General features: G+C 71.6%; 10 protein-coding genes and 1 pseudogene. 7 read left to right on the plus strand and 4 right to left on the minus strand.

Annotation, left to right across the window (positions count from 1 at the left end):
- On the minus strand, positions 1-237 hold a 237-nt coding region (locus tag AB0M52_RS20570), incomplete at its 3' end, for a DUF2277 family protein (protein ID WP_363955895.1).
- Between the two features lie 52 nt (positions 238-289).
- On the opposite strand from AB0M52_RS20570, the gene miaB reads away from it, so the two are divergent.
- Positions 290-1,792, plus strand: a complete 1,503-nt coding sequence (gene miaB, locus AB0M52_RS20575) for a tRNA (N6-isopentenyl adenosine(37)-C2)-methylthiotransferase MiaB (RefSeq protein WP_363955898.1) — start codon at positions 290-292, stop codon at positions 1,790-1,792.
- A 43-nt stretch (positions 1,793-1,835) separates the two neighbouring features.
- Here miaB and AB0M52_RS20580 read toward each other — a convergent pair whose 3' ends face one another.
- Together AB0M52_RS20580 and AB0M52_RS20585 are read right to left on the minus strand one after the other, a co-directional pair.
- Complete coding sequence (locus AB0M52_RS20580) at positions 1,836-3,269, minus strand: RICIN domain-containing protein (RefSeq protein ID WP_363955901.1); 1,434 nt, start codon at positions 3,267-3,269, stop codon at positions 1,836-1,838.
- Between the two features lie 431 nt (positions 3,270-3,700).
- A complete protein-coding gene (locus tag AB0M52_RS20585) occupies positions 3,701-4,909 on the minus strand; it encodes a DUF349 domain-containing protein (RefSeq protein ID WP_363955903.1) in 1,209 nt (402 codons plus the stop codon).
- A 245-nt stretch (positions 4,910-5,154) separates the two neighbouring features.
- Between AB0M52_RS20585 and AB0M52_RS20590 the strand changes: the two genes are divergently transcribed.
- The 4 genes from AB0M52_RS20590 to dapF all read left to right on the plus strand — a co-directional run bounded on the left by AB0M52_RS20590 (position 5,155) and on the right by dapF (position 8,269).
- Positions 5,155-5,604 carry a hypothetical protein gene (locus AB0M52_RS20590; protein WP_363955906.1) on the plus strand — a complete coding sequence of 150 codons (450 nt, stop codon included), beginning with the start codon at positions 5,155-5,157 and terminating at the stop codon, positions 5,602-5,604.
- 172 nt (positions 5,605-5,776) lie between these two features.
- Complete coding sequence (locus tag AB0M52_RS20595; protein ID WP_363955909.1) at positions 5,777-6,508, plus strand: class III extradiol dioxygenase subunit B-like domain-containing protein; 732 nt, start codon at positions 5,777-5,779, stop codon at positions 6,506-6,508.
- Positions 6,505-7,422, plus strand: a complete 918-nt coding sequence (gene miaA, locus AB0M52_RS20600; RefSeq protein WP_363955911.1) for a tRNA (adenosine(37)-N6)-dimethylallyltransferase MiaA — start codon at positions 6,505-6,507, stop codon at positions 7,420-7,422. The genes AB0M52_RS20595 and miaA overlap by 4 nt, the downstream gene beginning before the upstream one ends.
- A 7-nt stretch (positions 7,423-7,429) precedes the next feature.
- The gene (gene dapF / locus AB0M52_RS20605) at positions 7,430-8,269 is read left to right on the plus strand and encodes a diaminopimelate epimerase (RefSeq protein WP_363955914.1); all 840 of its coding nucleotides are present in this window, start codon (positions 7,430-7,432) and stop codon (positions 8,267-8,269) included.
- 201 nt (positions 8,270-8,470) lie between these two features.
- Here the strand turns inward: dapF and AB0M52_RS20610 are convergent, their stop codons facing one another.
- Positions 8,471-9,943 (minus strand): NAD-dependent malic enzyme, encoded by a 1,473-nt coding sequence (locus AB0M52_RS20610; RefSeq protein ID WP_363955917.1) that lies wholly within the window; start codon positions 9,941-9,943, stop codon positions 8,471-8,473.
- A gap of 176 nt (positions 9,944-10,119) precedes the next feature.
- Between AB0M52_RS20610 and hflX the strand changes: the two genes are divergently transcribed.
- Together hflX and AB0M52_RS20620 are read left to right on the plus strand one after the other, a co-directional pair.
- Positions 10,120-11,568 (plus strand): GTPase HflX, encoded by a 1,449-nt coding sequence (hflX, locus tag AB0M52_RS20615; RefSeq protein WP_363955921.1) that lies wholly within the window; start codon positions 10,120-10,122, stop codon positions 11,566-11,568.
- A 51-nt stretch (positions 11,569-11,619) separates the two neighbouring features.
- Positions 11,620-12,752, plus strand: a pseudogene (locus AB0M52_RS20620) (hypothetical protein); the annotation flags it as partial.

Here is a 12,752-nt window from a genome sequence, read left to right on the forward strand (position 1 = left end):
GAGACGGGCACCGCTCCAGTCCTTGCCGGCGTTCACCGTCGAGGTCTGCTCGTCGAGCAGGGTGCTGGTGGCCGCCGCGACCGCGGCCACCGCAGCGTCGAACGCGGCGGCGTTGTGCGCAGCCGGCACCCGGAATCCGGAGATCTTCCGGACGTACTGCAACGCCGCGGCCCGGACGTCCGCGTCGGTGACCTCCGGGGTGTACGGCTCACGCAGGGTCTTGATACTTCGGCACACGGCTCCTCCTCGTTCGGTCCGACCCCTCGGGTCCGGCTACGCTTTGCACGTCATGACTACCGCAGCGGCGGGCGGCCCGCGCACCTACCAGGTGCGAACCTACGGCTGCCAGATGAACGTGCACGACTCCGAGCGCATTTCCGGCCTGCTGGAGCAGGCGGGCTACATCCGCGCGGGCGAGGCCGACGACACCCCGGACGTGGTGGTGTTCAACACCTGCGCGGTCCGGGAGAACGCCGACAACCGCCTCTACGGCAACCTCGGTCATCTGCGTCCGGTCAAGGACCGGCACCCGGGGATGCAGATCGCGGTCGGTGGCTGCCTGGCCCAGAAGGACCGCGGCGACATCGTCCGCAAGGCACCCTGGGTCGACGTGGTCTTCGGCACGCACAACATCGGGTCGCTGCCGGTGCTGCTGGAGCGCGCCCGGCACAACGCCGCCGCCGAGGTGGAGATCCTCGAATCCCTCGACGTGTTCCCGTCCACCCTGCCGACGCGCCGCGAGTCGACGTACGCCGGCTGGGTGTCGATCTCGGTGGGCTGCAACAACACCTGCACCTTCTGCATCGTGCCGTCGCTGCGCGGCAAGGAGAAGGACCGCCGCCCCGGCGACATCCTGAGCGAGGTGCGGGCGCTGGTCGACGAGGGCGTGCTGGAGGTGACCCTGCTCGGGCAGAACGTCAACTCCTACGGCGTGGAGTTCGGCGACCGGTACGCCTTCAGCAAGCTGCTGCGCGCCTGCGGGGAGATCGACGGGCTGGAGCGGGTGCGGTTCACCAGCCCGCACCCGAAGGACTTCACCGACGACGTGATCGCGGCGATGGCCGAGACGCCGAACGTCTGCCACTCGCTGCACATGCCGTTGCAGTCCGGCTCCGACGACGTGCTGCGCGCGATGCGCCGGTCGTACCGGTCGGAGAAGTACCTGGGGATCATCGAGAAGGTCCGCGTGGCGATGCCGGACGCGGCGATCACCACCGACATCATCGTCGGCTTCCCCGGCGAGACCGAGGCGGACTTCGAGCGCACCCTGGACGTGGTCCGCGCGGCCCGGTTCTCCTCCGCCTTCACCTTCCAGTACTCCAAGCGCCCCGGCACGCCGGCCGCGACGATGGACGGCCAGCTGCCCAAGCGGGTCGTGCAGGAGCGGTACGAGCGGCTGATCGCCTGCGTCGAGGAGATCACCTGGGCGGAGAACAAGAAGCTGGTCGGCGAGACCGTCGAGGTGCTGGTCGCCGTCGGCGAGGGTCGCAAGGACGAGCGGACCGGCCGAATGTCCGGCCGGGCCCGGGATGGCCGCCTGGTGCACTTCGCGACGGGCGCCAACGCGGGCTCGATCCGCCCCGGCGACATCGTGCACACCACGATCACCTACGCCGCACCGCACCACCTCAACGCCGACGGCGAGCCGCTGTCGCACCGGCGTACCCGGGCCGGTGACGCGGCCGAGGCGGGGCGGTCGCCGCGTACCGCCGGGGTGCTGTTGGGGCTGCCCACGGTCGGTGCGCCGGCCGCGGTGCCCGCGCCGACGACCGGCTGCGCGGTCACGCACTGAGCCGGTCGGGGCCCGCACGTCGGGCCCCGACCGACCCGCGCGGTCAGACCGAGATCCGACCGGCGCCCGCGGCGCCCGTCACGATCGACTTGACGTTGCTCGCGGTGTCCAGGGTGTACGAGTACGGGATGCCGGCCACGCTGCCGCCGGTCTGCCCGCCGCCCGAGTTGACGAAGTGGTTGTTGCGGGCCACCAGGCCGCCCGGCCCAGAGTCGCCCTCACCACGGTGGTACGGGTCGGGGGTGTTCTCGAAGTAGTTGCCCTCGACCAGCACGCCGGCGTTCATGGTCGACGCCACGCCGTAGCCACGGACGTTGCCGTAGTAGTTGTTGTAGACGTGCACCGGGTTGCCGAAACGGACCCGGGGGTGACGTTGGTTGCTGCCGTCGAACCAGTTGTGGTGGTACGTCACCCGCAGCCGCCCGACATCCTGGCTGGCGTTGTCGTCGCTGTGTCCGAGCAGCATCGACTTGTCGTGGCTGGACACCCGGTTCCAGGACACGGTGACGAAGTCGGAGCCGCGCTTGATGTCGACCGCGCCGTCGTAGCCGCTGCTGAAGGTGTTGTGGTCGATCCAGATGTTGGTGGCCGACTGCTCCACGTTGATCGCATCGTCGTCCCAGTTCCGGAAGGTCAGGTTCCGGATGATCACGTTGCGGTCACCGTTGATGGTGAAGCCGCAGCCGGCGATCGTCGCGCCCGCGTTGCCGAGGATGGTCTTGTTCGACCGGACCCGCAGCATCCCGGTGCAGGAGATGGTGCCGGAGACCCGGATCACCGCCGCGCTGGTGGAGCCGAGGGCGCTGGTCAGCGCCGAGGCGGTGCTGACCGTGGTGCTGGCCGCGTTGCCGCCGCCAGTGGTGCCGCCGTTCTGGGTGGCCCAGCCGACCAGCCCGGTCTGGGCGGGCGGGTTGGTCGGCGGAGTGGTACCGCCACCCAACTTGATCAGTTGCCACTGCTGGTTGGCGCCGTCGAGGTCCGCGTACTGCGAGACCATGCCGCCGTCACCGGTGGACCACTGCCACACCTCAAGGGCCTTCTTGCTGTGCCGGTTGATGAACCGCACGTCGCCGTTGGCGGAGTCCTTGAGGGTCCAGTGCTGCTTGGTGTCGCTGCTGGCGGTGACCTGGGTGACCTGCACGCCGTCGTTCGAGTTCGGAACGATGACGACCTTGCCCGAGTGCCGGTTGCGCAGTTGGTAGTAGCCGCTGCCCACGTCGACGAACTCGAACTGCTGGTTGTTGCCGTCGCCGCGGGTGAACTGCCGGATCTCGCCGCCGTCGGCGGTGGACCAGTTCCACAGGTCCATCGCCTTGCCGCTGTTCCGGTTCACGAACACGTAGTAGGCACTGGTGTCGACGGTCGCCGCCTCAGCCGGGGCGACGGTCACCGCGACGAGCGCCGCGGGCAGCGCGACAGCTGTCGCGGCCAGTGCCGCCATCCGTCGGGTCAGGCGACGCTTGACGATTGCAAGCACGGTCCTTCTCCTCATCCTCGGGTACGTGGAACGGGTCGGATGGCGCGTCGGCGCGTTGCGGACCGGCTGTCGGTACCGGCCCGGATGCGTCCGCGACGCGGGCTGCCGCGGCGGGGTGGATGATGGTACGACGCCGTGGTGCACGCCTGGATGCGTCATCCCGTGCGGTCGGCAGGTTTCGCCACGGCATCACGGGCTGCCGTGCCCAGCGGCAGCGATGCGATGGCGGTCGCAGGATGCGTCCTGCCGTCGGACGAACTGGTCGAAACGGCTCCCGTGCCACACCTCGGAGGGTGGGCAAACGCTTTCCTCAGGTAACCACAGATGAGCGTCGATGTAAATGTCGTACGTTCACATCGCGATGACCAGCGGCTGGGCGGACGGAAAAACCCCCGGTCCCGCGAGGGGACCGGGGGCTCCGGACGTACGGCTCAGCCGGCCTGCTCGGCGAGCTGGAGGAACTGCCGCTTCGAGGCGAGCGCCTGCTCGGCCTCCTTGATCCGTCGGTTGTCCCCGGCGGCCTGCGCCCGGGCCAGCCGCTCCTCGGCCTCCGCCACCTGTGCCCGCATCTGGGCCAGCAGCGGGTTGTCCTCCCGGGTGGTCCGGCGCCAGGCCGAGTCCATCACCTCGCGGACCTTCTCGTCGATGACGCGCAGCCGGCGCTCCAGCCCGGCGGCCGCCTCGCGGGGCACCCGGCCGGCGTCGTGCCACTGCGCCTGGATGTCCCGCAGCTTGGCCTGGGCGCTCTTGGGGTCGCCGTCGACGTCGAGGGCCTCGGCCTCGGCGAGCAGCGCCTGCTTGCGATCCAGGTTGGCGCGCTGCTCGTTGTCGCGGGCGGAGAAGACCTCGCTACGCCGGGTGAAGAAGGCGTCCTGTGCGGCCCGGAACCGTTCCCACAGCCGCTGCTCGGCCTCCTTCGAGGCGCGGGGCGCGGCCTTCCACTGGTTCATCAGGTTCTTGAGCTGGTTGGCCGTCGCCGCCCATTCGGTCGAGTCCTTGATCTTCTCGGCCTCGGCGACCAGCTCCTCCTTGACCGTCTGCGCCTGCTTGCGCTGGGAGTCCAGCGAGGCGAAGTGCGCACCCCGGCGGCGGGTGAAACCGTCCCGGGCGGCGGCGAACCGCTTCCACAGCTCACCGTCGGTCTTCTTGTCGACCCCGCGGATGGCCTTCCACTCGTCGAGGATCTCCTTCAGCCGGTCACCGGCGGTCTTCCAGCCGGTCGACTCGGCGGCCAGCTTCTCCGCCTCCTCGACCAGGGTGGTCTTGCGCGCCAGGGCCTCGCTGCGGGCGGCCTCCTTGGCGGCCCGGGCCTCGCCGGCCTTCTCCTCGGCCACCGTGGCGAGCTTGTCGAGCCGGGCGGCCAGCGCGTCAATGTCGCCGACCACGTGCGCTTCGGCCAGCGAGGCGCGGATCCGTCGGACGGTGGCGAGGGAGTGGTTGGCGTCCGCCGCGCCCGAGTTGAGCCGCGCCTCAGTCAGATTCACCTCGGTCACCAGGTCGGCGAAGCGGCGGGCGAAGTGTGCCAGCCCCTCCTCCGGTGCTCCCGCCTGCCAGGATCCGACCACCCGCTCGCCCTCGGCGGTTTTCACGTAAACGGTGCCGTCCGCGTCCACCCGTCCGAAGGCAGTCCAGTCGCTCATGTGCCCATCCTCGTTCTCCCGGCGCCCAGGGAGCAGCCCCGGACGCCGCCACGGCGCAGCCAAGTTTCTCCGGGCATTGTCACAGGTGTGCCCCGGTCCGCGTCGAGCGCCTATCGCCGACCGTGACCATACGGTGTCCTAGGCCCTCGCCGGCACCATCCGGTCCGGCGTGCCGCCTTTGCCCGTACGGCGTACGGTACAATGTACGGCGAGGTGCCCGGTGGGGCGCCGGCGAGGAGAAGCAGATGACCCAGTCCCGTAGCACCCTCACGCCGCCGACCGACCCGGGGTTCGTCCCCGACGCCGACGACCTGGCCGCCCTGGACGAGTGGTTCCGTCGGTACGACGCGCTCGCCGCCGCCGGCGACGCGGAGGGCACCGCCGATCTCGCGCTGTTCCCGCTCAACACGGTCACCGACGACGCCGCGGGCGAGGGCTCGGCGCGTCAGCTCACCCGCGCGGAGTACGTCGAGATGATGCGGGGCGTGCTCGGCGCGGGCGGCGACGTGACGATGGAGTCCCGCCGCACGCCGTACTTCCTCACCGCCAGCCTGGTCGTGGTCTTCACCGACGCCGAGTTCACCATCGACGGGGCGACCCAGCGGGTCCGCTACGCCGACCTGCTGGTCAAGTCCGGTGGGCAGTGGCGGTTCCAGACCATGATCCAGGGCGGCTGGGGCGGCCAGCCAGGCTGAGGCCCGTCGAGCGGCGGCAGCGGCGCGGTCGAACGGTGGCGGCGCGGTCGACGGTGGAGGACGCTGACGGCGGCGGGTCCGGGGTCGGGCTAACGACGCCGGCGGCGGCGATCGGGCCGGTCGGGGCGATCCGCGGCGGCAGCCGGTCCCGCCGGGCCGATACGGTTGCCGGGTGCCACTGGTCGCCGCCGCCGTCTGCCCCCACCCGCCGCTGATCGTCCCCGAGGTGGCTGGCGCCGCCGCGCCGGAACTGGACGACCTCCGCGCCGCCTGCGACGCCGCCGTGGCCCGGCTGTGCGCCTCGGGAGCGCGGAGCATCCTGGTGATCGGTGCCGACGACCGCAGCGCTGACCTCGACTTCCCGTTCCGGGGCAGCTTCGCGCCCTGGGGAGTGCCGCTGGAGGTGCACCTCGGCAGCCTCCCCGAAGGTCGGGTGGGCACCGACGGCCTGCCGCTCAGCCTGCTGGTGGGCGCCTGGCTGCTGCGTCGTCGGCCGGTCGCCGGGACCGAGGGCATGAGTTGGCGGATGAAGAGCGTCGGTGCCGACGAGCCGGCCGAAGCGTGTGCTGCCTGGGGTGCCAAGCTCGGGCAGAGCCAGGACTGGGCGCTGCTGGTGATGGGGGACGGGTCGGCCTGCCGGGGCGAGAAGGCGCCCGGCTACGCCGATCCGCGTGCCGAGGCGTACGACGCGGGGGTTGCCCGGGCCCTGGCCGACGCGGACATCGAGGCCCTGCTCGGCCTGGACCCGGGGCTGTCGGCGCAGCTGGTGGTCACCGGCCGGGCGCCCTGGCAGGTGCTCGCCGCCGCCGCCCGGGCGGCGGGCGGCGACTGGCGCGCCGAACTGCGTTACCACGCGGCCCCGTACGGCGTGGCCTACTTCGTGGCCAACTGGGAGCGGTCGTGACCGCCCCGGGCACGGTGGTCGCCGTGGTCGGGCCGACGGCGGCGGGGAAGTCGGCGCTCAGCATCGCCCTGGCGCAGCACCTCGGTGGTGAGGTGGTCAACGCGGACTCGATGCAGCTCTACCGGGGGATGGACATCGGCACGGCCAAGCTCACCGTCGCCGAGCGGGAGGGCGTGCCGCACCACCTGCTCGACATCTGGGAGGTCACCGAGCCGGCCAGCGTCGCGGAGTATCAGCGGCTGGCCCGGGCGGCGGTGGACGGCATCCTCGCCCGGGGTCGGGTGCCGCTGCTGGTCGGCGGGTCCGGGCTGTACGTGCGGGCGGTGCTGGAGCAGTTCGAGTTCCCCGGCACCGACCCGGTCGTGCGGGAGCGGCTGGAGGGCGAGCTGGCCGCGGTCGGGCCGGCGCCGCTGTACGCGCGGCTGCGTGAGGCCGACCCGGTGGCGGCGGCCGGGATCCTGCCCGGCAACGGCCGGCGGATCGTCCGCGCGCTGGAGGTGATCGAGCTGACCGGTGGGACGTTCACCGCCGCGCTGCCCGAGCCGACGCCTTTCTACCCGTCCGTGCAGATCGGGGTCGACCTGGACACCGCCCTGCTCGACGAGCGGATCGCCGTGCGGGTGGACCGGATGTGGGCCGACGGGCTGGTCGCCGAGACCCGCGAGCTGGTCGGGTGGGGCCTGCCCGACGGCCGTACGGCCAGCCGGGCGCTCGGCTACCAGCAGGTCCTGCGCTTCCTCGCCGGTGAGCTGACCGAGACCGAGGCGTACGACGAGACGATCCGGGCCACCCGCCGGTTCGTCCGGCGTCAGCGCTCCTGGTTCCGGCGCGACCCGCGCGTGCACTGGCTGGACTCGGCCGATCCCGGGCTCGTCGAGGCCGCCCTGCGGATCCTCGGTGACGCTGCGCGATGATGGGGGCGTGGAGTTCACCAAGGGGCACGGCACCGGCAACGACTTCGTGATCCTGCCCGACCCGGACGGGGCGCTCGAACTGGCGCCCGGCCTGGTGGCGGCGATCTGCGACCGGCGGCGGGGGATCGGCGGGGACGGCGTGCTGCGCGTGGTCCGTGCCGCGAAGCATCCCGACGGCGCCGCGATGGCCGGTGAGGCCGAGTGGTTCATGGACTACTGGAACTCCGACGGCTCCTTCGCCGAGATGTGCGGCAACGGTGCCCGGGTCTTCGTCCGCTATCTGCTGGAGACCGGGCTGGCCACGCCGGCCGGTGCCACGCTGCCGGTGGCCACCCGAGCCGGCGTCGTGCACGCGCGGGTCGACGGCGAGGCCATCGCCGTCGAGATGCGCCGCCCCTGGTTGTACGGTGCGTCGGCCGCCGCGCTGGGCGGGCTGACCCTGCCCGGGACGGCGGTGGACGTCGGCAATCCCCACCTGGTCTGCCCGTTGCCCGCCGGGCTGGAGTTGACCGGGCTGGACCTGACCCGGGCACCCGGCTTCGACCCGGAGTTCTTTTCGGCCGGGGTGAACGTCGAGTTCACCGCGCCCGGCGAGCCGGTCGACGGCGTGGACGCGCACGTGCTCATGCGGGTCTACGAGCGGGGCAGCGCCGAAACTCTCTCCTGCGGCACCGGCGCCTGTGCGGTAGCCGCCGTCGCCCTGCACGAGGCGGCCCGCGAGACCGGCACGGTCGCCGTCGACGTCCCCGGCGGCCGCCTGACGGTCACCGTCACGCCCGACTCCTGCTGGCTCTCCGGCCCCGCCCTCCTGATAGCCACCGGCACCCTAACCCTCCCCACCCCCTAACACCGGCCCGCGACGAAAAGCCGACCCCTCCCCGTCGATCTTGCACTTTCGGTCGCCGAGATGCCCCTGTTGATAGGCATTTGTCCCGACCAAAACTGCATGATCGACGCGGGGATCGCGGGGATCGCGGGGATCGCGGGGATCGCGGGGACCGCGGGGACTGCGGGGACCGCGGGGGGTGGGGTGGGGTGGGGTGGGGGGTTAGGGGGTGGCGGAGGCGTTGGCGGCGATCTCGGGGAGGTCGGCGGGGCCGGGGTCGGCGGCGGGGGGCGGGGTGACCGCGGGGTTCTGCGCGGCGGCGCGGACGGCGGCGGCGACCGCGGGAGCGACCCGGGAGTCGAAGACGCTGGGCACGATGACGGTCGGGTTGATCTTCTCTTCGCCGACCACGTCGGCGATCGCCCGGGCGGCCGCGATCGCCATCTCCTCGGTGAACTCCTCGGCGTGCGCGTCGAGCATGCCGCGGAAGACGCCCGGGAAGGCCAGCACGTTGTTGATCTGGTTCGGCTGGTCGGAGCGGCCGGTGGCGACCACGGCGGCGTGCTTGCGCGCCTCCCGCGGGTCGACCTCCGGGTCCGGGTTGGCCAGCGCGAAGACGATGGCGTCCTTGGCCATCGTGGCGATGTCGTCGCCGGTGAGCAGGTTCGGCGCGCTCACCCCGATGAATACGTCCGCGCCGTCCAGCGCACCGGGCAGGTCGCCCGAGTAGCCGTCCCGGTTGGTGTGCTCGGCCAGCCACTGCCAAGCCGGGTTGAGGCCGGTCTGCCCACGGTGCAGGGCGCCCTGGCGGTCGTACGCGATGATGTCGCCGACGCCCTGGCGCAGCAGCAGCTTCATGATCGCGGTGCCCGCCGCGCCGGCTCCGGAAACCACCACCCGCACGTCCGCGAGCTGCTTGCCCACCACGCGCAGCGCGTTGGTCAGCGCGGCCAGCACGCAGATCGCGGTGCCGTGCTGGTCGTCGTGGAAGACCGGGATGTCCAGCGCCTCGCGCAGCCGGGCCTCGATCTCGAAGCACCGCGGCGCGGCGATGTCCTCCAGGTTGATCCCGCCGTACGCGGGCGCGATCGCCTTGACGATCGCGACGATCTCGTCGGTGTCCTGGGTGTCGAGCACCACCGGCCAGGCGTCCACCCCGCCGAAGCGCTTGAACAGCGCCGCCTTGCCCTCCATCACCGGCAGCGACGCGGCGGGGCCGAGGTTGCCCAGCCCCAGCACGGCCGAGCCGTCGCTGACCACGGCGACCGTGTTGCGCTTGATGGTCAACCGGCGGGCGTCGGCCGGGTTCTCCGCGATCGCCATGCAGACCCGGGCCACCCCCGGGGTGTACGCGCGAGACAGCTCGTCGCGGGTACGCAGCGCGACCTTCGGGCTCACCTCGATCTTGCCGCCGAGGTGCAGCAGGAAGGTGCGGTCGGAGACCTTGCGGACGTCCACGCCGTCCAGCGCGCTGAGTGCGTCGACCACCTGGTCGGCATGGCCGGAGTCGGCGGTGTCGCAGGTCAGGTCGACGAGCACGCTGGTCGGGTCGGAGTCGACCACGTCCAACGCGGTGACGATCGCTCCGGCCTCACCCACCGACGTGGTCAGCCGGCCGATCGAGGAGGCGTCGGCGGGCACGGCGATCCGGATCGTGATCGAGAATCCGGCACTGGGCAGTCGGGTGGTGGGCACGCAGATCCCTCCGTCGGCGCTGAACGGCTCGTCCGCATTTCTACCCGCCCGGCCTGGGCCGGCGAGCACCCACCCCCGCTTTTGCCTGATTGCGCCGTGGGCATATAGCAGGTGCACTGGGCGTTGACACATGTCAGGATTGCTCGGTACAGGCACAGAACGGACAGGAGAGACGCTTGCGAGACCAGGAGACCTACGTTCCTTTCCCAGATGACGAGCTCGACGCCACGACAGGTGAGTACGAGCTGTCCGAGCGGCAGGCGTTGCGACGGGTCCCCGGCCTCTCCACCGAGCTGACCGACGTCACCGAGGTCGAGTACCGCCAGCTCCGACTGGAGCGGGTGGTCCTGGTCGGTGTCTGGACCGAGGGCAGCCAGGCCGACGCGGAGAACTCGCTCGCCGAGCTGGCCGCGCTGGCGGAGACCGCCGGCTCGCAGGTGCTCGAAGGGCTGATCCAGCGGCGCACGCGGCCCGACCCGGCCACCTACATCGGTCGCGGCAAGGTCGACGACCTCGGTTCCGTGGTGCTCTCCGCCGGCGCCGACACGGTGATCTGCGACGGTGAGCTGTCCCCGTCCCAGCTGCGCAACCTGGAGCAGCGCACCAAGGTCAAGGTGGTCGACCGCACCGCGCTGATCCTCGACATCTTCGCCCAGCACGCCAAGAGCAAGGAAGGCCGGGCCCAGGTCGAGCTGGCCCAGCTCGAATACCTCCTGCCCCGCCTCCGAGGCTGGGGCGAGACGCTGTCCCGGCAGACCGGTGGGTCGGGCCGCGGCGGCGGCGCCGGTGGCGGCGTGGGCGTGCGTGGCCCGGGTGAGACGAAGCTGGAGACCGACCGGCGGCGCATCCGCCACCGGATCGCCCGGCTGCGCCGGGAGATCAAGGCGATGCGCACGGTACGCGAGACCAAGCGGGCCCGCCGTTCCCGCAACGCGGTGCCCGCGGTGGCCATCGCCGGCTACACCAACGCCGGCAAGTCGAGCCTGCTCAACCGGCTAACCGGGGCCGGCGTGCTGGTGGAGGACGCGCTGTTCGCCACGCTCGACCCGACCACCCGGCGGTCCACCACCGCCGACGGCCGGGTCTACACCCTGTCGGACACGGTCGGTTTCGTCCGGCACCTGCCGCACCAGATCGTCGAGGCGTTCCGCTCCACGCTCGAGGAGGTCGGCGAGGCCGACCTGGTCGTGCACGTGGTCGACGGCACCCACCCCGACCCGCAGGAGCAGGTCCGGGCCGTCCGCGAGGTGCTGGGCGAGGTCGGCGCCGACCGGCTGCCCGAGCTGCTGGTGGTGAACAAGACCGACGCGGCCGACGAGGAGACCCTGCTCCAGCTCAAGCGGCTCTGGCCCGAGGCGGTCTTCGTCTCCGCGCACAGCGGGCGCGGCATCGACGACCTGCGTGAGGCGATCGAGCGGCGGCTGCCCCAGCCGGCGATCGAGGTACGCGTCGTGCTGCCGTACGACCGGGGTGACCTGGTGGCCCGCGTGCACCGGCAGGGTGAGGTGCTCGGCACTGCCCACCTGCCGGAAGGCACCATGCTGCACGTACGGGTCAACGAGGCGCTCGCGGCCGAACTGGCGCCGTTCGGCGACACGGTGGAGGCGGTCCGTACCGCCTGGTGACCGCCCAGCGGCGTCACCCGAAGGAAACCTTCGGCATGCGACACTTCATGCATGCACCGCACTGTTTCCTCGGTCACGGTTGCGCTCGGCCTGCTCGGGGCCACCGTGGCGGTCACCGGCGCCGCTCTCGCGGCCCCATCGCCCGCGTCGGCGGCGACTGCTGCGACGGGTGTGTCAGGTGCGACGGCCGCGGTTCCCGTGGCCGTCGGGTCACCGTTGGTAGCGGCTCCCAAGAAGCAGTGCAGTGTCAACGATCCGCGGCTGCGTGAGCTGTCCGGTCTGGTGGTCACCAAGACCGGCTACATCGTGGTCAACGACAGCACCGACCAGGACAATCGCAAGCGGGTCTTCTACCTCGACAAGGACTGCCAGGTCACCAACGCGGTCGCCTACTCCGGTGGTGGGCCGTTCGACACCGAGGATCTCGCCCTCTCGCCGAACGGCAAGACGCTGTGGATCGCCGACACCGGCGACAACATCACCAGCCGGCAGCGCCGCGAGCGGGTGGCGGTCTGGAGCATGCCGGTCAACGGCAGCGCGCAGCCGAAGTTGCATCGGCTCTCCTACCCCGACGGCAAGCCGCGGGACGCCGAGGCCCTGCTGATCGGCCAGGACAACCTCCCGTTGATCATCACGAAGGTCACCGCCGGCAAGGCCGAGATCTTCACCCCGGACGGGCCGTTGAAGACCGGCGACACCGAGCCGGTGCCGATGAAGAAGGTCGGCGACGTCGAGTTGCCGAAGACGGACACCGAAAACCCGCTGAGCACCTTCGGCCGCGTCGCGATCACCGGGGCGGCCCGCTCCCCGGACGGGTCCCGGGTGGTGCTGCGCACGTACGCCGACGCCTTCGAGTACGACGTCCAGAACGGTGACATCGTCGGCGCGCTGACCACCGGTACCCCCCGGGTCACCGCGCTGGCCGATCCGTTCGGCGAGGCGATCTCCTACTCGACCGACGGCAAGACGTTCCTGACCGTCTCCGACGCCGGCCACCTGGACGACAACGACCCGGTCGACATCCTCAGCTACACCCCGTCCACCGAGGGGCCGAAGAACCTGACCGAGGACCCGGACGCGGTGAAGAACGCGGCCGGCGGGTCGTGGATGGACGGGTTGACCCTGAACGACATCACCTACCTGATCGCCACGGTCGGTGTGCTCGGCGCGCTGTTGGTCGGCGC

Origin of the sequence: Micromonospora sp. NPDC051296, assembly GCF_040682255.1 — a bacterium.
In the GTDB taxonomy this organism is placed as follows: Bacteria; Actinomycetota; Actinomycetes; order Mycobacteriales; family Micromonosporaceae; genus Micromonospora; species Micromonospora craterilacus.

Bases quoted from the DNA above. Each gene is read 5' to 3' on its own strand.
- AB0M52_RS20585 (WP_363955903.1), bottom strand. From the start codon at position 4,909: ATGAGCGACTGGACTGCCTTCGGACGGGTGGACGCGGACGGCACCGTT.
- AB0M52_RS20590 (WP_363955906.1), top strand. From the start codon at position 5,155: ATGACCCAGTCCCGTAGCACCCTCACGCCGCCGACCGACCCGGGGTTC.
- miaB (WP_363955898.1), top strand. From the start codon at position 290: ATGACTACCGCAGCGGCGGGCGGCCCGCGCACCTACCAGGTGCGAACC.